Here is a 21,203-nt window from a genome sequence, read left to right as displayed (position 1 = left end):
CGGATTCAGGTCAACCGCCTTGGCCGGGGTGCGTTTACCTAGAGTCTCCCTCCGAACACCCGTCATGGCCGCAAAACTCGACAAGCCCCGTAACCGCCGTTCTTTCCCTTGGCTGCCCGTCGTGGTGGTCGTTGCCTTGCTCGCCGGCGGCGTGTGGTGGTGGAAGGGTCGCAGCGCCGACAGTGCCGGTACGGGCTTCCGCACCCAAGCCATCGATCGCGGCGACATTCGCGTGTCGATTTCTTCGACCGGAACGCTGTCGGCGATTTCCACGGTCACCGTGGGCAGCCAGATCTCGGGTCAAATCACCGACATCCTGGTCGACTTCAACGACAAAGTGCGCAAGGGCGATATTCTCGCGCGCATCGATCCTTCGACCTACGAAGCGCAAATCGAGGCGGGCAACGCACAGATCGCCAGCGCCAATGCACAACTTGCCCAGGCGCAGGCGACCTATGCCAATGCGGCAAAGCTGTATGAGCGCAACGTTGCGTTAGGCAAGCAGCAAATGATTTCGAAGGCGGATGTCGATCAATCGCGCGCCGCGATGGAGCAAGCGCGTGCACAAGTGAACTCTGCGCAAGCACAAATCCGCCAGCAAACCGCTTCGACGCGTAGCACGCGGGTGAATCTGGATCGCACCGTCATCCGTTCGCCGGTGGACGGCGTTGTGCTCACCCGGAAGATCGAGCCCGGTCAAACCGTGGCCGCCAGCATGACTGCCCCCGAACTCTTCACCATCGCCGAAGATCTTTCGAAAATGAAAATCCAGCTGTTGGTGGACGAATCCGACATCGGCCAAGTCAAGGAAGGTCAGAACGTCAGCTTCACTGCGGACGCGTTTCCGAATCGCCAATTCAAGGGCACGGTGCAACAGGTACAAATGGCCTCGACCACCACCAACAATGTCGTGACCTATCCCGTGATCGTGACCGTCGACAACACCGACGGGACGTTGTTGCCGGGTCTGACCGTCAACGCGGAAATCGAAGTCAGCAATCAACCGAATGTGTTGCGCGTGGCCAACGCGGCCTTCCGTTACAAGCCGTCGGATGAAGAATTGGCGGCGATGGAGAAGCAACAAGGCGAAGCGGCATCGGGCGCCAATCGCCAAGGCGGGCGCGGTGGCATGGGCAACACCGAGGAGCTTGCGCGCGTTGCCAAGAACCTGCAATTGAACGCCACACAGCAATCGGCATTCGATGCGGCAATGGCGCAAATGAAAGAACGCGCCGAGCAGATGCGCAAGCAATTCTCGCAACAGGCATCGGCTGCCGGTGGGCAGGGTCAGGGCGGTAGCCGTTTGTTTGGCGGCGTGCCCGGCGGTGGCCAGCGCAGCGGTGGTCAGAGCGGTGGCAACTCCGCGCAGATGGCGCAAATGCGCAATCGCATGCGTGAGCGCTTCCAACAGCAGTTCGGTGAGTTTCGCACCACGCTGGATGCCATGCAGCAAAGCAAATGGGATGCGGCCATCAACGATATGTTGTCGGCGAAGCGTGCACCGCTCTACTTGCTGGTCGACGGCAAGCAAAAGCGGGTGATGGTCCGCGTCGGCTCGAGTGACGGCAGCTATACGCAAGTCAGCGGCAACATCAAAGAGGGCGACCTTGCGATCACCGGCCAGCAAACCGCCGGCAGTGCCGACAAGGACGCCAAGAAGTGAGTGATGCGCCAAGCAACCCGGCGGTGATTCAAACGCGCGGCTTGCAGAAAATCTACTCACCGGGCACGGCGGCGGAAGTAATTGCTTTGCGCGGTGTCGATCTCACCATTCGCCGCGGGGAATTCGTCGCCATCATGGGGCCGTCTGGTTCAGGCAAATCCACCCTGATGAACTTGATCGGTTGCTTGGACACACCCACGCACGGCACCTACGAATGTGACGGCGTGGATGTCTCGACACTGGATGCCGAAGCCTTGGCGGAATTGCGTCGGGACAAGATCGGCTTCGTGTTCCAAGGCTTCAATTTGCTGTCGCGGATGAGCGCATTGGAAAACGTCGCCATGCCGATGTCCTATACGCGCGTACCGCATGGCGAACGACACGAGCGCGCGCTGGCAGCACTGGCGTCGGTCGGTTTGGCTGAGCGCAGCGGTCACCGGCCGAACGAGCTCTCCGGTGGTCAGCAACAGCGCGTGGCGATTGCACGGGCGCTCATCAATGCGCCGCCGATTCTGCTGGCAGATGAACCCACCGGTGCACTGGATAGTAAAACCGGCGAAGAAATTCTCGCGCTGTTCAACCGCTTGAGTGACGATGACCACACCGTGATCCTCATTACCCATGATGCGCATGTGGCCGCGCATGCGCATCGCACCTACGTCATGCGCGATGGCGAACTGCACGAAGGTGAAGTCATGCCGGAGATGTCCGTACCGGCGGGAGGTCACGCATGAGCTTGATGGATATCTTGCGCACTGCGCTCAATGCATTGCGCGGCAACTGGATGCGCAGCGCGCTCACCTCCTTGGGGGTCATTATCGGGATCGCCGCGGTCATCGTCATGGTCTCTATCGGGCAGGGCACCCAACAAGAGATCGACAAACTTGTGTCCGGCCTTGGCTCGCAACGTCTGGACATCGGCAGCGCCGGCGGCATGGGCGGTGGCGCACGTGTTGCCCAGGGGAGCCGCTGGACGTTGAATGACGGTGATGCCGACGCCATTCGTCAGGAAATACCGGAAGCGCAATATGTCAGCGGTTCATTGCGTGGCAGCACCCAAGTCGTCAACGGCGAAAGCAATGCGGCGACCTCATGGCAGGGCGTGGAAGCCGATTGGTTTTCGATCAACGGCTGGACAATCAAAAACGGTGAGGGATTCGACACGCGTGACTACACCAGCGCCGGCAAACAAGTGATTCTTGGCGAGACCGTGCGCCAGGCCCTGTTCGGTGACGACGACGGTATCGGTCAATCCATTCGATTGGGACGCGTGCCGTTCACCGTGGTGGGCACCTTGGATCCCAAAGGCCAAGGCGGCTTCGGGCAAGATCAGGACGATTTGGTGGTGGTGCCGCTGGAAACCGCGCGGCGTCGACTCAGCACGTCCAACAACATGCCGCCAGGTGCCGTGCAGCAAATCAGTGTGGGCGTGGACAGTCCGAAGAATCTGGATGCCGCGCAATCACAAATCGAAGGTTTGCTGCGACAGCGGCACAAGATCGAACCCGGTGCCGATGACGACTTTGCCGTGCGCAATATCAGTCAGATTGTTGCGACACGCACACAGACCACCAACCTGATGTCGAAACTCTTGGGTGCCGTTGCCGGTATCTGCCTCATCATCGGCGGCATCGGGATCATGAACATCATGCTGGTCTCGGTCACCGAGCGGATTCGCGAGATCGGTTTGCGGATGTCGGTGGGCGCAGGTCCGAGTGACATTCGCCGGCAGTTTTTGGCCGAAGCCATGTTGATCTCGTTGATCGGTGGGGTGATCGGTATCGCTTTGGGCGCCGGCGGTTCGCTGTTGGTGTCCAAGTTCAGTGAATTGCCAGTGGCACTCAATCTCAATGTGATTCTGTTGGCCGCCGCGTTCTCCATGGCCACCGGCTTGTTCTTCGGCTATTACCCGGCACGCAAAGCATCCTTGCTCGATCCGATCGAAGCGCTTCGATCACAGTAAGTCACGGTGTTGCCAGCCGGCAAACAAAAGCCCCGGGCAGCAATGCCCGGGGCTTTTGCGGTCAAGCCGTTCGCTCAATGCGACTTCTTGGATTTTTTCTTCTTGCTGCCGGTGTCGGCTTTGACATCGGCCTCAGCGCTGCCACTCATGCTGGCATCCGGCGCGCCGGTCATCGGTGCGGACTCAGCCGGCGGTGCGCCTTCGGCACCCATGGCGGGGGTTGCCGGTACAGCCGGCGTTGCCGGGATTGCCGGGGTGGCGCCATTCACACCGACGCTGGCATCGCCAACCGGGGTCGAAACATTGCTGTCCATGCCCGCGTTGGCGGCCGGCGTAGCGGGGACGGCCGGCGTTGCAGGAATGGCCGGTACAGCCGGCGTGGCTTTCACGGCTGCGCTTGCCTTGCCTTTGGTTTGTGCCATGGAAGCGGGGGCGATGATCATGGCGGCCAAAGCGATGGAAACGGCGAGAGGTGTTTTGAGTTGCGTCATGGAGATGCCTCCGTTGGAAAGTACGCTCCACCCTGCACGTAAGATCCTGAATCGATTCCCTTTTCGCGGAACAAAACGCTAACACCCGCGATCACAAGTTGTGGCAGCGCGGCACGGAATCCAAGCGATTCAATTGGCAAAAACCTCGGCCAATCCCGACAGTTTTTCGCATTCAGCCATTGCGCGAAAAGTTCGCGCGCCCCTTCTTTTTTCATGAATCGATATTGAACGCAGCCAGAAATTCTGACCGTTCCATGGCCGGATTCAAATCGCGCGTCGACGTGCCTGCGAAACCAGGCCGGCATCAAACGCAGAATCGCGGCTGACAAACGCGTAGTTATCGCCCTGTCCCGACCAGTATTGCGCCAACAAGCCTTGGTCTTTTCGCTGGCGTGTCGGAAGGAATCGTTTTCCTGCGGCGGGGGGACGCACGTAGAAACTGATCGCATGCCCATGTTGCGTGACGGTGTGTGGCAGGCGATGGCGGGCACGCGATCGCAGACGGCAGTGGCAGACGAAAACTAGACCGTCTCGCGACGCGTTTCGCTGTCCAAAAGTAGGCTAGATGCGACCCATGCCAGCAGCGCACCCGCGCATTGGGCCGCAACGAAGGCCAATACATCATCCGGTCTAATGCCGGCAAAACTCTTGGTTAGCGCTCTGGCAACCGTCACAGCGGGATTGGCGAACGAGGTGCTTGCCGTGAACCAATAGGCCGCAAAGATGTAGCTTGCCACCAAAGCGGGAATGGCACTTTGGCGAAAACGCAGTCCGAGCACGATCGTCAGCACCAAACCGAAAGTGGCGATGCCCTCACTTAGCCATTGCGCCGGACCGGTTCTGACGCGGGTGCCGATCTGTACCAAGTGTTGATCAAACATCGCATGCGCGAGCATCACCCCGGCCATTGCGCCAATCAGTTGCGCGGCGACATAGCTTGCGGATTCCTTCGTCCCCAAGTCGCCGCGCAAACGCATCACCAAGGTGACAGCGGGATTGAAGTGTGCGCCCGAGACCGGACCCAACACGGTAATCAGCAAGTACAAAATACCGGCTGTGGCACCCGCGTTCGCCAATAAGGCGATGGCGTCGTTCCCTTGCGACAACTGCGTGCCCATGATCCCGGAGCCGACCACGCAGGACAGCAGCAGCATCGTGCCGAGGAGTTCGGCCGCGAGTTTGCGTAGCAGCGACATCAGAGGCTGGACAAGAGTGACTTGACCCGCGCGCCGATTTCATCGCGGATAGCGCGATAGTCATCGTCATCCAGATGTTTCGGGTCGGGCAATGCCCAGTCCTCCCTGCGTTTGGCGGGAATCCACGGACACTTGTCGCCACAACCCATGGTGACGACGGCATCGAATGTCCCGTCAATGTCGTCCAGGGATTTCGACGCCTGATTCGACAGGTCGACACCCAGCTCGGCCATGTACTGGATCGCTTTCGGGTTGATCACCCCGGAAGGTTTGGAACCCGCGCTGAGTACTTGCACATCGTCACCGCCGAAGAGATGACCGAACGCTTCTGCCATTTGGCTGCGATTGGCGTTTTCGACACAGACAAAGAGTACGCGCTTCACTTCACAGCTCCTCTGAATTGCGCATGCACTTTCGTTTTCTTCGCCTTCGGCGACGGGCACACCGGCGCGGGTCCGCACCCGCCGCTGCCTTCGCAGCAATTTTCCGTCAAGTAATCGATCAACTGGTTCATCGCTTTGTAATTCGCAGTGACGTGGATGGAGCGTCCTTCGCGGCTATCCGATACCAAGCCTGCATGGCGAAGCACGTTGAGGTGTGCAGTCAGCGTGGCGGCGGGTACGTTTAGCCTTTCCCGTAGATTGCCAACCGTTCTACCTTCGGTACCTGCGGCTACGAGATCCCGAAAGGCGCGGAGACGGGTTTCGTGTCCCAGCGCCGCCAATCCGGCAAGTGCGTCCGATAGTTTCATATTTCCAGTATTATGGAAACAAATAATCGCGTCAACTGAACCGGAAGAACATGGGCTCGAAACTTTCCCGCATGGACTTTGCCACCACGGTCCTGTGTTGCTACCTGATTTGGTATCTGGGCGTCGTTTACCTGTACTTCGACGCGACCCGGTCCATCTGGCTGAACTCATTGGGTATCAGCGCAATCATCGGATTCGCGCTGTTGCTGAGTGTCGGTGGCATGAAGCGATTTTGGTCGTGGCAAACGGCTCGCTTGTTCGCGATGCCGTTTTGCGTTTCCAGCTTCTCCGCACTGATCAAAGGCCGCGGATTCGTGCTGATCTTCCCGTCAAACACCCAGCACTTGAAGTTGTTGGTCGGTGCCTGCGCGTTGTTCGTGCTCGTCGTTCAATTACGCAAGCGATTCTGAGGCAATCAGAATCGCTCGTGTAGCGCTGCAGATTTCAACCGCACTTGCTGTAGCCGCAATTCAAACAGGTGGCACAGCCGTCCATGATCACGATCGCTTTGGTGTGGCATTTGTGACACATCGTGGCGCTCGGCGGAAACGACGTGCCGTCGCCGGTCACAGCGATATCTTCCGGACGCGTTTCGCTGGCGTTTGCCTGCGACGCGATCAGCTCAGGGTTTTTTTTTACCGTTTGCTCTTCATAGGCGCGGCGCTTTTCGGCAATGAGGGCCAACTGGTGCTCGCTCATTTCCGGATCGTGCAGCATGCCGATGGTCTTGAGATGGTCTTCCACGATGGAGCCGAGCTCGGCCACCAATGAAGGCATATAGACGCCGCCGGATTTGTAGTAACCGCCCTTCGGGTCGAACACCGCCTTCATTTCGTCGACGATGAAGGTGACGTCGCCGCCCTTGCGGAACACAGCCGACATGATGCGGGTGAGGGCGACGATCCACTGGAAGTGTTCCATCGACTTCGAGTTGATGAACACCTCAAACGGACGACGCATTTCGTGTTCGGTCCCGGCGTTCAACACGATGTCGTTGATCGTTACATACATGGCGTGCTCGACCAGCGGCGATTTCACTTTGTAGGTGCTGCCGATCAACACTTCCGGACGCTCGATGCGCTCGTGCATCTGGATGACGTCGGCCTTCGGCGTCACGGCGACGAGATCCTCCAAGGACACACTGTCCGCCATGACCGAAGGTGCCGCCTCGCGCGCCTTGTCTTCGGGCGTGACTACGGAATATCCCTTGATCTTCTTTTCAATCTTGACGGCCATGATGCTTCGAGTCCTTGTTTGGGTGGAAGGGCGCCCGGATCACGGGCGCCCGGTACTGCTTATTTCTTTGTGACTTTCTTTGCCGCTTTTTTCACGACGCGCTTGGCAGTGGCTTTCTTGGCCACCACTTTCTTGGTGGCGGTCTTGCGTGCCGGTGCCTTCTTCGCCGCGGCTTTTTTCACAACGGCTTTTTTCGCGGTCGCTTTCTTCGCGACTTTCTTCACTGCCTTCTTGGTCGCGGCTTTTTTGCCCGCGCCCTTGCGCTTCAGTGCTGCGGCTTCCGCCTTGGCATTGGCGCTGGCCGAAGCCAAGGCACTCTTGGTCTTGCTGACTTGCTTGGTGGCGGCTTTCTTCACAGCGGCCGTTTTCTTGCCGACGGCCTTGGTGGCCTTCTTCACCACGCGCTTGGCTTTGGCCAACGTGGATTCGGATTCGGCCGCAATCATCTTGCCCATCTTGCTGGCTTCGTTGGCGACCTTGTCGGCGACTTTGCTCGCGCGCTTGGCCAGCGTGGTGGTTTTCTTTTTGGTTGCTTTCTTCGTTGCCATACATTGCTCCTGATGTCGGGTAGAGGTATGCGCAACCGAAACCACTGCGCATGCAGAAATCCTATACCGAGTCGCGACTCAATTCATTGTGATGAACGAGTCGCGCCGTTCGACATCATTCAGAACTTGCCGTAATAGCCTTCCTTGAGCGCGTCGAAAAGGTTGGCGGCGGAATGCATTTCGCCGTCGTATTCGATCTCCTCGTTGCCCTTCACTTCGATGGTCGAGCCGTCCTCCAATTCGAAACGATACGTGGTGTTTTCAAGGTCTTTTTCCTTCACCAGCACACCTTGGAACGCAGCCGGGTTGAAGCGGAAAGTGGTGCACCCCTTCAGCCCCTGGGCGTAGGCGTAGCGATAGATGTCCTTGAAATCTTCGAACGGGTAATCGGTCGGCACGTTGGCCGTCTTCGAAATCGACGAGTCCACCCACTTTTGCGCAGCCGCCTGCACGTCCACGTGTTCTTTGGGGGTGATGTCGTCGGCCGAAATGAAGTAGTCCGGCAGCTGCGCCGACGCGTTCTCGGCGTAGGGCATCGCCTCGGCGTTGACCAGTGCGCGGTAAGCCAACAGTTCGAACGAGAAGACGTCGACCTTTTCCTTCGACTTCTTGCCTTCACGAATCACGTTGCGGCTGTAGTGATGAGCAAAGGAGGGTTCGATCCCGTTGGAGGCGTTGTTTGCCAAGGACAGCGAGATGGTGCCGGTCGGTGCGATCGAGCTGTGATGGGTGAAGCGTGCGCCGTGTTCGGCCAAGGCGTCCACCAACTCCGGGGCAACTTCGGCAACGCGCTGCATGTAGCGCGAATACTTGGCGTGCAACACCTTGCCCGGGATTTCCTGACCGATGCTCCAGCCGTCCTTTGCCATTTCCGGACGCTTGCGCAGCATTTCCGCCGTCACTTCGAAGCGTTCTTCCATGATCGGGGCCGGGCCTTTTTCTTCAGCCAGTTCCAATGCCACTTCCCAGCCCGCAATCGCCATTTCTCGGGCGATGCGTTCGGTGAACTCGCAGGATTCCTTCGAGCCGTATTTCATTTGCAGCATCGTCATGGTGCTTCCGAGGCCGAGGAAGCCCATGCCGTGACGACGCTTGCGCATGATTTCATCGCGTTGCTTTTGCAGCGGCAAGCCGTTCACTTCCACAACGTTGTCGAGCATGCGGGTGAAGACACGCACGACTTCGCGGTATTCCGACCAGTCGAAGCTGGCCTGATCGCTGAACGCGTCGCGGACGAATTTGGTGAGGTTGACCGAGCCGAGCAAACAGGCGCCGTAAGCCGGCAAAGGTTGCTCACCGCAGGGATTGGTCGCGCGGATGTTTTCGCACCACCAGTTGTTGTTCATCTCGTTGACCTTGTCGATCAGGATGAAGCCCGGTTCGGCGAAGTCATAGGTGGAGACCATGATCATGTCCCACAAATGACGTGCCTTGATGTGGCCGTAAATGCGGCAGGCAACCATGCCGTCGTCGCGTGTCACGTAGCCTTCCGTGGTCGGCCAATCACGCCAGACGATTTGCTTGGCGTCGTCGATGTTGACCTCGCCGATTTCTTTTTTCGACAGCGGGAACACCAACGGCCATTCGGCGTCGGCTTCGACCGCTTGCATGAAACCGTCGGTGATCAGCAGCGACAGATTGAACTGACGCAACCGGCCGTCTTCGCGTTTGGCGCGAATGAAATCGCGCACGTCAGGGTGAGAGACATCGAAGGTGCCCATCTGCGCGCCGCGACGGCCACCGGCCGACGACACCGTGAAACACATCTTGTCGTAGATATCCATGAACGACAGCGGCCCGCTGGTGTAGGCGCCGGCGCCGGCCACGAACGCCCCCTTGGGACGCAAGGTGCTGAACTCGTAGCCGATACCGCAGCCCGCTTTCAGGGTGAGGCCGGCTTCGTGGACGCGCTCGAGGATGCCGTCCATCGAATCGGGAATGGTGCCCGAGACGGTGCAGTTGATCGTGCTGGTGGCCGGCTTGTGTTCAAGCGCACCGGCATTCGAGGTGATGCGGCCTGCCGGAATGGCGCCACGGCGCAATGCCCAGGTGAAACGTTCCGCCCAGTAGTCACGCTTGGCTTGATCCGGTTCGGCTTCCGCCAGCGCCTTGGCAACACGCGCATAGGTCGCGTCCATGTCGGCGTCGATGTTTTCGCCTTGCTTCGACTTCAGACGATATTTTTTGTCCCAGATGTCGACCGAAGCCGGTTGCATGTCCACGCGGTCACTTGAGTGGTCGTTTCGCACGGCTTCGAGGCGGGCATTACTCATCTATAAAACTCCTGCTAAGAACGGAAGCGGCATCAAGGACCGCTGTCACAGATTTGGCGCTCAACCCCAACAATTGGGATTCTCCCCAGAACGAACCACAACATGTTGTGTTCTCTTGGCAGCAAAAATTAGTCCACCGTTCCCAGCCTGTCAACGTTTCTTTTTTGTTCATCAAATCGCCGTAGATTTTCCCTATTCAGTTTTCTCGATCCGTGGTGCGGCGCAGCAGTTGGCTGAACAAATGCGCTGAACAACAGCCGTGTTCACGTTGCAGCCACCGGCATCCAGACAAGAATGGCCATAGAGAGGAGATTGCAAATTGATGCGTAAAACACCCACTTTGCTGGTTTTGGCCGCGGCAGCTGCGTTCGGAGGCTTTGCCGCGACCGCGATCCGGGAAGGCGTCGAGCAACAGGCGCATGCCGAGGCCATGCCGGTCGGCGCGGCGACCACGCTGCCGGCAATGGTCAACGGGCAAGCTTTGCCCTCACTTGCACCGATGTTGGAGCGTGTGTTGCCGAGCGTGGTCAGCGTGCATACCAAGCAGCGGGTCAGCGTCAGCCCGTTCGGGAATGATCCGATGTTGCGACGGATGTTCCCCGAGCTGACCCAGGAGCGCATCAACGAGTCCTTGGGTTCGGGCGTCATCATCGATGCCGAGAAGGGTTACATCCTCACCAATCATCACGTGATCGAAAACGCCGACGACGTCTCGGTCACGCTCAGCGACGGACGGACGCTAAAAGCATCGCCGGTGGGTTCCGATCCGGACACCGATGTGGCGGTCATGCGCATTCCCGCCGAAAAGCTCACTGCCTTGCCGATGGCAGACAGCAGCCAACTGCGCGTGGGTGACTTTGTGGTGGCTGTGGGCAACCCGTTCGGTGTCGGGCAAACCGTGACCTCGGGCATTGTGTCGGCCGTCGGTCGCAGCAATATCCCGGGCATGGGCTATCAGAACTTTATTCAAACCGACGCCTCTATCAACCCCGGTAATTCCGGTGGCGCGTTGGTGAATTTGCAAGGTCAATTGGTCGGCATCAATACCGCGAGTTTCAATCCGCGCGGCTCGATGGCGGGCAACATCGGTTTGGGCTTCGCCATTCCCACCAGTCTCGCGCGCAACGTGATGCAACAGCTCATCACCAATAAAGGTGTGGTGAAGCGTGGCACCTTGGGCATTGATACCGCGGATTTGAGTGAGGCCGATGCCCGTCGCTTGGGATTGAGCTCGCCCAACGGTGCGCGCGTCACGCGCGTGTATGCCGGTTCCTCGGCGGAATCGAGCGGATTGCGCGTCGGTGATGTGATTACCGCTGCCAATGGTCAGGCAATCACCAATAGCGACGATCTGCGCAACATCCAAGGTCTGCAAATGGCCAACGCCACCTTGAGCTTGGATGTGATTCGCAATGGCAACGCCATGAAGCTCAGTGCCGGCTTGAAAGAACAACCGCGCGATGGCGCAAGTTTGGATCCGCGCCTGGACGGTGTCACCTTCGGTGAGTTGCCCGAGAGTCTGCGCCGCGAAGGTGCCAGCGGCATCATCGTGACCGCCGTTGCGCCGCGCTCGCGTGCGGCACTGGCCGGGCTTCGTGCCGGCGATGTGGTGCTGGCCGGCAGCAACGGGCCCTTCAATGATTTGGCCAGTTTCCGCGCCGGTTTTAGCAATCCCCCGTCGAATCTTGTCTTCCGTGTCTGGCGCAACGGCACGCAAGGTGAATTGTTGATTCGTTGAACCCTCTAACACATTCGTTAACTTCGGAGAGCAGCATGAGCACGCAAGGACTGAAAGACAATCTCGGCGAAACCGGTAGCCACTTGAAGAATGCGGCTGTTGCCGCCGGTGAAAGCATCAAGAGTGCCGCCGGCGTGGCGGTGGATGAGCTCAAGCTCGGTAAAGCCAATACCAAAGCGGAGTTGGCCGATGGTGCCTTGTCCGGTATCGCCGCAGCGGAAAACATGGGTGCGGCCGCCAAAGAACAAATGGACGTGTTGATGGAAAAGGGTCGCGACGTGGTAGACAGCGCCGCGGAACTGATTCGTGAGCGTCCGTTGACCGCTTTCGGTATCGCGTTTGCAGCAGGTTGGGCAATCTCCAAGGTTGCCGGCATGGGCAAAGACAAGTAATCCGGCGTGGACGAAGGGGCGCGTAACAGCGACGGGCCTGCGCCTGATCTCCTTACCGCGTTCAAGGAGATCAAGAGCGCAGGCGCGTCGGGCTTTGCCGCATTCAATGATGCGAGCAAGGCCATGCGGACATTGCTTGCCGCCGATGTTTCATTGGCACGCAGTGCCCTGGGTCGGACGCTGGCGTTGCTCGGCGTTGCGGTGTCGGTCGGCGCCGCAGCGGTGTTGATGTTGATGGGCGCGTTGGTCGCTTGGTTGGTGCAATCACACGGACTCTCACTCGCGGTGGCGATGTTGATGCTCGGTCTGGTGGCACTGGTTTTGGCACTCCTGGCGGGCTTGCTAGGTAGTCGCTATTTCGAACACACGCGGATGAAGGCGACCCGTCGTCAGCTTGCCCGTTTGGGTATCGGCGAACTGGCGGATCGGACCCCGGATCCGGGCTCGGCAGTGTCGAGCAAAGACGCGGTTGAAAATCTGAAGCCCGCCGCGGCCGACGGCGCACCGGTGAAAGACGCACAAGGTATCGACATCACGCAACCATAGGGGGCTTGGGCATGGGTTTTTCGCATCTGAAAGAGAAGGTTGACCAAGCCGAAAAGGCCTTGGAGGCGAACGAGCGCGTCGTTGCCTCCGATTGGCGTGTGTTCAAACAATCGTGGCGTGATGCGTGGACGCCCGGACGCATCATCGTTGCCGGTCTGGCCTCGGGCTATGTGTTCGGCCGCATCGAGCCGGTGAGCAAAAGCAAGGCCAGCAGCATCGTCAACATGCTGACCGCCGTGGGTGGCTTGTTTGCCAGTGGTACGGCAAAGGGTGCGGCGATAGACGCCAAGAACGCGGCAAACCGTGTTGAACAAAACGTACCGGCCGGCGCGGGCGAGTTTCCGGCGCAAGTCGCTCCGGTGGCGGATGACGCATTGAAAGCGGAAACGCACGAAAAGCTGCGCAAAGCAGGGCTCATTTAATGGATCCGATCGTTCCGGAAGAGGGCCTGATCCGCGAAGCGCAGGTGACCATCGAATCCGAGGAGGCGGTAGAACAACCCAGGCCGCGCGCCTCGATGGCGGTGTTGGTTCTCGCGACGATTGCCGTCGGTGCAGTCGCGTGGCTGGCGCAAAGCGTCATCCTGCCGGTATTGCTTGCCATATTTCTTTCACTGATCGGCAATCCGATCATCCGCGCTTTACGCAAGCTCTATCTGCCGCGTGCGTTGGCGGCGATCTTGGTGGTGGCTGGCGGCTTGACGCTCACCGGTGTGCTGGTCGCGCAATTAATCGAGCCCGCCAAAGAATGGGCGCATGACGTACCCAAGCAAGTGTCGAAGCTGACCCCGAAGATCAAGACCTTGATCAAACCGGTGCAAGATGCCAACCGCGTCGCCGAGAACATTGCACAAGCGGCCGGTAGCACCGCGACCACGGCGCAAAAGCCGATGGTGGTCAAAGCGACTTCCGAAGAAGACAAAGTCATTTCGCTGGCAACTACGCCCAAGCATTTGACCCAGGTGTTCTCGGTGATTTTGCTGACCCTGTTCTTCATGATCTTCGGAGAAAATCTGCAAAGACACGCCATCGACCTGCTGCCCGGTTGGCGCAGGAAAAAGTTGACCGTCGAAATCTTGCAGGCGATAGAACGCGAGATGTCGCGCTATGTGCTGACCATCAGCGCCATCAATCTGGCGATGGGTTTCGCGATTGCTTTGGGTCTTTATTTCATCGCCGGGATGAATCTGCAAGAAACGCTGCTGTGGGGAACCATGGCCGCGCTGCTGAATTTCGCGCCTTATCTTGGCCCCGCCATCGGCGTCTTGGTGATGTTGGTCGTGGGCTTCGTGCAGGAAGACCAGTTGTGGCCGGCGTTGTTACCCGCGGGCATCTATTTGGCATTGCATACGCTCGAAGGGCAGATTGTCACGCCGCTCATTCTCGGAAAGCGTTTGGCCATCTCGCCGCTGATTTTGATGGTGGCTCTGCTTGTCTTCGGCTCCGGTTGGGGCATCGTGGGATTGTTGCTGGCGGTGCCTTTGCTCGCCTGCGTCAAAATCGTGCTGTCCAAAATCGAGGGCATGGAAGGTTGGGCGCGCTTGCTCGAATAATCGGCATTTGTCGCCCGGCAGGCTAAAATCGAACCGTGCAAACGATTCGCGCCATCACCCTCGACCTCGACGACACGCTTTGGCCGTTTGCACCGATCGGTGCGCGTATCGAGCAGACCTTGCATGCCTGGTTTGAAACGCATAGCGCTGAGACAGCGCGCATGTTTCCGCCTGCTGCAATGCAAACCCTGCGCGAGCAAGTGGTGGAAGCGCATCCGGATCTGGCACATGACATGACGCGCTTGCGCAAACTGACCATCGAGCGCGCGCTGAAAGACAGTGGCGCCGATGTCGCTTTGGCAGCCGATGCTTATGCGCAGTTTTTCATGGTGCGCAATCAGATCGAGTTTTATGCCGGTGCGCGCGAAGCCCTCGAAACATTGGCGGCGCACCTGCCGTTGTGTTCGTTGAGCAACGGCAACGCCGATCTGGATGCGATCGGCATCGGGCATTTGTTTGTGTCGCGCGTCGGGGCGCGCGAGTTCGGCGCGGCGAAGCCCGACCCACGCATTTTTCATCACGCCTGCAGCCTGCTCGGGGAGGCGCCGGAGAATGTCTTGCATATCGGAGACGACCTGGCCGCTGACGTGCACGGCGCACAAGCCGCGGGCATGCCGGTGTGTTGGATCCACCCGGCGCCCCGCCAGGCGGGTGTCGCCGATTATCAATTCGATTCACTCGCAGACTTCGCGGACGCCTTCGTCCGCGCTCGATCCAAGGACGCCTGATGGACGCTTTCGAACCAGTCATCACCCACGCAGCTGTGGACAGTGTGTTGCATGTCATCAAACCGGCGGACCTGCCGGCTTGGTTACAGGCGCGCACCGACAGCGAACAGCAATGGCTCAACGTACATGCATGGAAGAGCGATGCCGTGGGTCTTTGGGTTTACCCGACGCACACCGGAAGCTTCGCCGCCGTCTTGGTTGCGGCGGATCTTGAAGACCCGATGGCGTTTGCCACATTGCCAATGCAATTGCCTGCCAACGTTTGGCGGGTGGAAGGGCTCATCAGCGAAACGGCCGCCGCTGCGCTGCAATTGGGTTGGCGAATCGGCGCCTACCAATTCACCCGTTACAAAGCGCCCAAACGCTTGCCGGCGCAGCTGTGCGTCGATGCCATCGATGCCGAGATGGCAGATATCGCGCGTGCTTGTTGCCAAGTACGTGATTGGGTCAACACCCCCACCGAAGACATGGGGCCGGCGCATCTGCAAGCCATCGCCGAGGAATTCGCCGCGAAGTACGCCGCGCATTGCAAAGTGATCGAAGGCGACGACTTGCTGGCGCACAACTTCCCCACCATTCACGCGGTCGGTCGCGCCTCCCATCGAGCGCCCCGATTGATTCATTTGAAGTGGGGGGCTGCGGACGCGCCCAAACTCAGCATCGTCGGTAAAGGCGTCTGTTTCGACACCGGCGGATTGAATCTGAAAGCATCCGCTGGCATGCGCAACATGAAAAAAGACATGGGCGGTGCGGCCCATGCACTCGCCTTGGCCGGATGGGTGATGGCGCGCAAGTTGCCAGTGCAGCTCAACCTGTTCATCGCCGCAGTCGAAAATGCCGTGGGGCCGAATGCGTTGCGACCCGGTGAGGTCGTCGTGACGCGCAAGGGACTCAGCGTGGAAATCGACAACACCGATGCCGAAGGCCGACTGGTGCTTTGCGACGCATTGGCGCGCGCCTGCGATGACACGCCGGATTTGATCATCGATTTTGCCACTTTGACCGGTGCGGCGCGGGTGGCCTTGGGTCCGGATTTGCCGGCTTTGTATTCGAATGACGACGGCATGGCCGCACAGTTGCAAAGTGCGTCACTGGCGGTGCGCGACCCGATGTGGCGGATGCCGCTGTGGCAGTCGTATTACCGCTATCTCGATAGCAAAGTGGCCGACCTTGCCAACGCCAGTGCCACGCCGATGGCAGGGAGTGTCACGGCCGCGCTGTATCTGCAGAAATTTGTCAGACCTGACATTCCTTGGGTGCACTTCGATGTGTACTCATGGAACGATGCCGATCGGCCTGGCCGTCCGGCAGGTGGCGAAGCGCAGGGTTTGCGTGCGGTGTTCGCCATGTTGCAGGCACGCTATTCGGCGTCTTGAAGCAGACTCAAAGCCAGCCTTTTTGCCGCGCCAAACGGTGCGCTTCAATGCGGTTGCCGACACCCAGCTTTCCGATCGCTTCGGACAAATAGTTGCGCACGGTGCCCTGTGACAAGTTGAGCGCTGTTGCGATCTCGCTTGCCGATTGGCCTTCTCCAGCCATGCGCAACACCTGGCGTTCGCGATCATTCAAAGGATCGGCCTCGCCCCAAGCTTCCATCGCCAGTTGCGCGTCGATGCTGCGGCCACCCGCGTGCACGTTGCGCAGCGCGTCGGCCAGTTGTGCCGACGGCGCATCTTTCAGCAAATAACCGCGTACGCCCGCATCCAATGCACGTCGAAGAAAACCCGCGCGTGCGAAGGTGGTCACGATCACCACGCTGATCGGCAGTTCATGGCGTTGAATCCGCTGCGCCAACTCGATACCGGACAAATGCGGCATCTCAACATCGGTGACCACGACATCGGGCTTGACCTCCGCCAGCATCTTCCAAGCAGACTCACCATCTTCCGCCTGCGCCACCACCTCAATGTCGGCTTCCAAATTGAGCAGTGCCGACAAGGCGCCGCGCACCATCGCTTGGTCTTCAACCAGCATGACCCGAATCATGCGTCGACCGCCATCGGCGCGCGCGCTTCAATACAGGTGCCGCGTCCGCGCTGCGCATCGATCGAGAGATCGCCGCCCACTGCCCGCAAACGCTCCTGCATTCCGGAGAGTCCGTTGCCTAGGCGTATGCCCTCGCCGCGGCCGTTGTCGCTGATGCGCAAAACCGCATGGCGATCTTCCGCCGACAACGAAATCCGCACATGGGTGGCGCCGGCATGCCGATGAACATTGGTCATCGCTTCGCGAAGCGCCAACGCCAAGGCGGACTCGGTCTCCGCGGCCAAGGCAAGCGGTTGCATGTCGATGTCCATCTTTGTGCCTTCCGCCTCCATGAGCACGCGCGCCGATGCCAGTTCTGCCGCTAGCGCCGCGTTGCGGATGCCGCTGACGGCGCGCCGGACTTCATCCAAGGTGTCGCGGCTGATCCGTGCCACCGCATCGATCTCCGTTTTGGCTGCCGCTTGATCCTGCGACAACAGTCGGCCGGCCAACTCGGCTTTCAATGCAATCACAGACAAGGTGTGCCCGAGCAGATCATGCAAGTCGCGACCGATCCGTTCGCGCTCGGCAAACGCGGCAATCCGCCGGACTTCATCATGCGACAGCCGCAATTCGGCGCGCTTGCGCTCGCGCTCGGCTTGATAGTGATTGCCGATGAAGGCGGCGATGGAAATCATCGCGGTGATGGCCGCCACAAATGCCGGCACGTGGAATGCGAGCAGCAATCCGGTGTACAGCACCAACACCGCGGCGAGCAACAACCAGCGCCACAGGAGTGACAGGCGCTGATGCGCAATCAGCGTTGCGGCATAAATGATGTAGGTGTTGGAAAACGCATTCCAAGGCAACAATCCACAACCCAAGGCGATCATACCGGCCACCGAAACGATCGCGGCCACGCCCGATGCGCGTCGCGAGAATCCGAGCACGAAGAAGGGAAGGAATATCAGCAGCGACAGCAGCGTCGGCCCCCAAGCGAACGGCAGCCGCGGATCACCGGTGAATGCAGGGACGGCCGGCACGAACAGGAACCCCAGATAGGCGAGGTTCCAGAGGTAGGTCCAGCCTTGTTCCGGGTCCCGATACCGCTGCCATGATGCGGCGGTATCGCGAGTGGGTGAGCGTTCGGTCATGAGGCGACTTTAACGGATGCGGATTCAACCGACGCGACGGAGCCTGCGTGCCGCCAAGAGCGAAAACACTGCGGCGACGACCAGCATGTAGGCAACGTGCACCCATGCCAGACCTTCAGTCTGGCTGCCGGCAATCGCCAATGCGAGTTGCGCGTGGTGCCATGCGGGCCAAACCGGCGCCAAGCTGCGAATGGCTGCGGGCAGAAACTGCAAAGGCATCCACAGCCCGGACAAGAAGGCCATCGGCAAATAGACCAAATTGACAAAGGCAGGCGCGCCGCGTGCGTTCATGCGGGTGCCGATATACAGTCCGATCGCGCCGTAGGGCAGGGCGCCCAACGCGTCCACAGCGATCAGACCGAGCGCTTGCCGCGGCATCAGCGTCACGTGTGCCACGAGCAGCGCCAGCACCGTGAGCAACAACGAAATCACCGCGGTGAAAATCACCGCCATCACCAACTTCGAGGCCAGATAGGCGCCGGGCGGCATCGGTTGCGCCCGCTTCAGTGTCAGCCAACCGTGCTCGCGATCCATCGCCACACTCACACCGAAGCCGAATAGCGATGCGCCCATGGCGCCGAATACACCGTATGAAGCCAGCAAGTAGCGTGATGCCGCTGCGTTGTCGCCATGCTGCATCAGCACACCGAACATCACATAGAACACCAAGGGAAACGCGAGCACCGGAATCGAATAGGCAGGTGTTCGCACCATGCGCAGGAACTCATATTTCGCCTCCAGCCAATAGGCGCGCGAAAGCGAAGGGGTGCGATGGTGCATCGGCAAGGTGTTCATCAAGTGGTCTCCTCAGTGTCGTTTTGGGTCAGCGCCAAAAATGCTTCGGCCAGGCCGGTGGCACTCACCTCAAGTCCGGACAACGCGTCATCCGCGTCGAGTAAGCGGCGAAGAATCGCCTCAGGTGTTTCACAAACGATTTGCAGACGCGCACCTTCACGCACGGCCGATTCAACCCCCGCCCATGCTGCGACCGTTTCCACATCGAGTGCCGACAGGCAACGGATGCGCGAGCGCGCCACACGTGAGGCGATTTCGCGCGGTGTGCCTTCGGCCAGGACTTTGCCGTGATCCACCACGACGATGCGATTGGCCAGGGCTTCGGCTTCTTCCAAATAATGCGTCGTCAGCAAGACCGAGGTGCCGTTGTCGACCAGCTGACGGATGGCACGCCATAGCGACTGTCTCGCATCAATGTCGAGGCCTGTGGTGGGCTCATCCAGAAACACCAGTTTGGGACGGCCGCAAATGGCCAGCGCGAACTGCACGCGACGTTGTTGCCCACCGGACAACGCGGCATAACGACGATTCAATAGAGCATCGACACCGGCCATGCGTGCTGCTTCGTCAACCTCGAGTGGATCGGCGTAGTAGCTGCAAGTGAGGTGAATCAGCTCGCGCACCGTATTCGTCGGCGGGATGCCCGCGCTCTGTAACATCACGCCGACTTGTCGGCGTGCGACCAACGCTTGCGGTGATTCACCGAACAATTCCGCGCGTCCGCTATCGGGCAAACTCAAGCCGAGCAACTGGGCGATGGCGGTGCTCTTGCCGGCACCGTTGGCGCCCAAGACGGCCAGCACTTCACCCGCACGCAATTCCAGCGTCAGCCCATCGAGTGCGCGAATTTTTCCATAGGTCTTGACGACGTTTTCCAAGCCGCCAAGCGATTGCCTTGCCATGTCCATCCGGTCTTCCCCGTTGAAGTGAGGTCATTCTGGAATGGCCCGTCATTCACTTTGAGTGGACGACGTCATGACAAACACATGATGTTTGTCACCCTTGCACAGTTATCTGCTACAAATTGGCCTCCGGAAAACATGTGGGTTTGGGGAGAAACTTTGAAAAAGTTATTGGCGCTGATGCTGATCATCATCGGCACCGTGTTGATCGGTGCCGGTTTGATGGCGTTCGCCGCGCGCCCCTTGGGTGCCATGATGGCGCTCTTGGCGGGTGCGACCTGTTGGGTTGTGGCATGGCGCGTCGACCGCAAGCCGAAGATCATCGTGCCGGAAGGCGTGATCCCGTTGCCACCCGCCGAAGCACCGGTTGAAGTGCGTCGTCAGCCCGGAAAAATCATTGCGCTGGCGATCTTCTTCGGTTTGGTGGCCGCGGTGATGGCATTGCCGGTGGTGGACGAGATACTGGGTTTGGGTCGCAAGGGTTGGCCGTTAGCGGTGCTTGCCGGCGTCGCTGTTGCCGTGCTGATTCCTTGGTCGATGCTGCGGCACTCACCTTATCTGCGGATCGATGCGATGGGATTCACCGGGCCGGGTCAACGCCTGCTGCCTTGGCGGGAGATCGAAGGTGTCCGCTTGTTCGGCGTGACGGTGAAAGGACAAACGCATCATTACCTGCATCTGCGTCTGGCGCGACCCGAACAGCATGTGGATCGCGTGTCCGGACTCGGACGCTGGCGTCTAAAAAAACAGGGAATCCTGCATTACAGCCTGAAATTCATCGATACCGATTTACTCGTCATTTTCGAGGCCTTGTCGCGACGCATTGCGGCCGCGCACGATGGCCCTGTGCTCTCCGGCTTCCGCGCAGAATCCCAATGGCTGCCTTGGGTTCAAACGCATGTGAAATTCGGTCAACAAGATGCTGCGCCGGCATGGCAGGAACGCGTCAATGCACTGCATATGGCAATCAATGGCGGCTGGTCGCAATACGATGATTTCGAAGCCAGCGGTCTGAAGTTGAAGTTGCAACGTGCCGAACACGCCCAACGCGAAGCGGCGTTCGCCCGACTCGACCAGCAATTGGAGGCGGCGGTGGCGCGGCAAGCCGGTGAACCCGAACTGCAACAACTCTTCGCTTCGGTGATGCCCGGAAATCTGGCGGACTCGGCCGACGTCGCGGGCTTGAAGCAACAACTGGCGATCAAGGCAAGAAAAACACAACGGAACACGTTCATCAGCGTTGGCGTGGTCGGGGTGCTGATCATCCTCTATGTGTGGTTTCGCTTTGTGTCGTAGCACATAAAAAAACG

At 59.4% G+C, this 21,203-nt stretch carries 24 protein-coding genes; 12 read left to right on the top strand and 12 right to left on the bottom strand.

The window, feature by feature from the left end; genetic code table 11:
- Positions 1 to 64: 64 nt before the first annotated feature.
- Genes H8L67_RS09795 through H8L67_RS09785 form a run of 3 tightly spaced genes read left to right on the top strand, consistent with a single transcriptional unit; the run spans position 65 to position 3,626 of the window.
- Positions 65 to 1,663, top strand: a complete 1,599-nt coding sequence (locus H8L67_RS09795; RefSeq protein ID WP_220379669.1) for an efflux RND transporter periplasmic adaptor subunit — start codon at positions 65 to 67, stop codon at positions 1,661 to 1,663.
- On the top strand, positions 1,660 to 2,397 hold the full coding sequence (locus H8L67_RS09790) for an ABC transporter ATP-binding protein (protein WP_220379668.1): 738 nt from the start codon (positions 1,660 to 1,662) through the stop codon (positions 2,395 to 2,397). Before H8L67_RS09795 ends, H8L67_RS09790 begins: the two co-directional genes overlap by 4 nt.
- Entirely contained in the window at positions 2,394 to 3,626 is a 1,233-nt protein-coding gene (locus tag H8L67_RS09785) for an ABC transporter permease (RefSeq protein ID WP_220379667.1), read from the top strand. Before H8L67_RS09790 ends, H8L67_RS09785 begins: the two co-directional genes overlap by 4 nt.
- A 74-nt stretch (positions 3,627 to 3,700) precedes the next feature.
- Here the strand turns inward: H8L67_RS09785 and H8L67_RS09780 are convergent, their stop codons facing one another.
- The 5 genes from H8L67_RS09780 to H8L67_RS09760 form a co-directional block, all read right to left on the bottom strand.
- A complete protein-coding gene (locus H8L67_RS09780; RefSeq protein WP_220379666.1) occupies positions 3,701 to 4,117 on the bottom strand; it encodes a hypothetical protein in 417 nt (138 codons plus the stop codon).
- A gap of 264 nt (positions 4,118 to 4,381) precedes the next feature.
- The gene (locus H8L67_RS09775; protein WP_220379665.1) at positions 4,382 to 4,549 is read right to left on the bottom strand and encodes a hypothetical protein; all 168 of its coding nucleotides are present in this window, start codon (positions 4,547 to 4,549) and stop codon (positions 4,382 to 4,384) included.
- 89 nt (positions 4,550 to 4,638) lie between these two features.
- Positions 4,639 to 5,313 (bottom strand): aquaporin, encoded by a 675-nt coding sequence (locus H8L67_RS09770; protein ID WP_220379664.1) that lies wholly within the window; start codon positions 5,311 to 5,313, stop codon positions 4,639 to 4,641.
- Complete coding sequence (locus tag H8L67_RS09765; RefSeq protein WP_220379663.1) at positions 5,313 to 5,696, bottom strand: arsenate reductase ArsC; 384 nt, start codon at positions 5,694 to 5,696, stop codon at positions 5,313 to 5,315. The genes H8L67_RS09770 and H8L67_RS09765 overlap by 1 nt, the downstream gene beginning before the upstream one ends.
- Positions 5,693 to 6,064: an ArsR/SmtB family transcription factor gene (locus tag H8L67_RS09760; protein WP_220379662.1), complete on the bottom strand. Its 372-nt coding sequence runs from the start codon at positions 6,062 to 6,064 to the stop codon at positions 5,693 to 5,695. Before H8L67_RS09760 ends, H8L67_RS09765 begins: the two co-directional genes overlap by 4 nt.
- Before the next feature lie 50 nt (positions 6,065 to 6,114).
- Between H8L67_RS09760 and H8L67_RS09755 the strand changes: the two genes are divergently transcribed.
- Complete coding sequence (locus H8L67_RS09755) at positions 6,115 to 6,474, top strand: hypothetical protein (RefSeq protein WP_220379661.1); 360 nt, start codon at positions 6,115 to 6,117, stop codon at positions 6,472 to 6,474.
- Between the two features lie 34 nt (positions 6,475 to 6,508).
- Here H8L67_RS09755 and H8L67_RS09750 read toward each other — a convergent pair whose 3' ends face one another.
- From H8L67_RS09750 to H8L67_RS09740, 3 genes are all read right to left on the bottom strand, one after another.
- Positions 6,509 to 7,300, bottom strand: coding sequence for a TSCPD domain-containing protein (locus tag H8L67_RS09750; protein ID WP_220379660.1), 792 nt, complete (start codon positions 7,298 to 7,300; stop codon positions 6,509 to 6,511).
- A gap of 59 nt (positions 7,301 to 7,359) precedes the next feature.
- A complete protein-coding gene (locus tag H8L67_RS09745) occupies positions 7,360 to 7,848 on the bottom strand; it encodes a hypothetical protein (RefSeq protein WP_220379659.1) in 489 nt (162 codons plus the stop codon).
- A gap of 119 nt (positions 7,849 to 7,967) precedes the next feature.
- Positions 7,968 to 10,121, bottom strand: coding sequence for an adenosylcobalamin-dependent ribonucleoside-diphosphate reductase (locus tag H8L67_RS09740; RefSeq protein ID WP_220379658.1), 2,154 nt, complete (start codon positions 10,119 to 10,121; stop codon positions 7,968 to 7,970).
- Between the two features lie 322 nt (positions 10,122 to 10,443).
- Here H8L67_RS09740 and H8L67_RS09735 point away from each other — a divergent pair, with 322 nt between their 5' ends.
- From H8L67_RS09735 to H8L67_RS09705, 7 genes are read left to right on the top strand one after another with little or no spacing between them, the layout of a single operon-like run.
- Positions 10,444 to 11,859: a trypsin-like peptidase domain-containing protein gene (locus H8L67_RS09735; RefSeq protein ID WP_220379657.1), complete on the top strand. Its 1,416-nt coding sequence runs from the start codon at positions 10,444 to 10,446 to the stop codon at positions 11,857 to 11,859.
- 35 nt (positions 11,860 to 11,894) lie between these two features.
- Positions 11,895 to 12,251 (top strand): hypothetical protein, encoded by a 357-nt coding sequence (locus H8L67_RS09730; RefSeq protein WP_220379656.1) that lies wholly within the window; start codon positions 11,895 to 11,897, stop codon positions 12,249 to 12,251.
- A gap of 6 nt (positions 12,252 to 12,257) precedes the next feature.
- A complete protein-coding gene (locus H8L67_RS09725) occupies positions 12,258 to 12,797 on the top strand; it encodes a phage holin family protein (RefSeq protein ID WP_220379655.1) in 540 nt (179 codons plus the stop codon).
- A gap of 11 nt (positions 12,798 to 12,808) precedes the next feature.
- Entirely contained in the window at positions 12,809 to 13,219 is a 411-nt protein-coding gene (locus tag H8L67_RS09720) for a hypothetical protein (protein ID WP_220379654.1), read from the top strand.
- Positions 13,219 to 14,349, top strand: a complete 1,131-nt coding sequence (locus tag H8L67_RS09715) for an AI-2E family transporter (protein WP_255555967.1) — start codon at positions 13,219 to 13,221, stop codon at positions 14,347 to 14,349. The genes H8L67_RS09720 and H8L67_RS09715 overlap by 1 nt, the downstream gene beginning before the upstream one ends.
- Positions 14,350 to 14,384: 35 nt before the next feature.
- Entirely contained in the window at positions 14,385 to 15,077 is a 693-nt protein-coding gene (locus H8L67_RS09710) for an HAD family hydrolase (protein ID WP_220379653.1), read from the top strand.
- A complete protein-coding gene (locus H8L67_RS09705; protein ID WP_220379652.1) occupies positions 15,077 to 16,453 on the top strand; it encodes a leucyl aminopeptidase family protein in 1,377 nt (458 codons plus the stop codon). Before H8L67_RS09710 ends, H8L67_RS09705 begins: the two co-directional genes overlap by 1 nt.
- Positions 16,454 to 16,460: 7 nt before the next feature.
- Here the strand turns inward: H8L67_RS09705 and H8L67_RS09700 are convergent, their stop codons facing one another.
- The 4 genes from H8L67_RS09700 to H8L67_RS09685 are packed head-to-tail and all read right to left on the bottom strand — an operon-like array spanning position 16,461 to position 19,899.
- Complete coding sequence (locus H8L67_RS09700) at positions 16,461 to 17,063, bottom strand: response regulator transcription factor (RefSeq protein ID WP_220379651.1); 603 nt, start codon at positions 17,061 to 17,063, stop codon at positions 16,461 to 16,463.
- Complete coding sequence (locus H8L67_RS09695; RefSeq protein ID WP_220379650.1) at positions 17,060 to 18,196, bottom strand: sensor histidine kinase; 1,137 nt, start codon at positions 18,194 to 18,196, stop codon at positions 17,060 to 17,062. The genes H8L67_RS09700 and H8L67_RS09695 overlap by 4 nt, the downstream gene beginning before the upstream one ends.
- A gap of 24 nt (positions 18,197 to 18,220) precedes the next feature.
- A complete protein-coding gene (locus tag H8L67_RS09690) occupies positions 18,221 to 18,991 on the bottom strand; it encodes an ABC transporter permease (RefSeq protein ID WP_220379649.1) in 771 nt (256 codons plus the stop codon).
- Entirely contained in the window at positions 18,991 to 19,899 is a 909-nt protein-coding gene (locus H8L67_RS09685; protein WP_434063402.1) for an ABC transporter ATP-binding protein, read from the bottom strand. The genes H8L67_RS09690 and H8L67_RS09685 overlap by 1 nt, the downstream gene beginning before the upstream one ends.
- 153 nt (positions 19,900 to 20,052) lie before the next feature.
- Here H8L67_RS09685 and H8L67_RS09680 point away from each other — a divergent pair, with 153 nt between their 5' ends.
- Positions 20,053 to 21,189, top strand: coding sequence for a hypothetical protein (locus tag H8L67_RS09680; protein WP_220379647.1), 1,137 nt, complete (start codon positions 20,053 to 20,055; stop codon positions 21,187 to 21,189).
- Positions 21,190 to 21,203: the final 14 nt, after the last annotated feature.

The organism is Lysobacter soyae (assembly GCF_019551435.1).
Classification (GTDB): domain Bacteria; phylum Pseudomonadota; class Gammaproteobacteria; order Xanthomonadales; family Xanthomonadaceae; genus Solilutibacter; species Solilutibacter soyae.
Note: the sequence above shows the minus strand (reverse complement) of the source record. Positions and strands in the feature narration are given on the sequence as shown.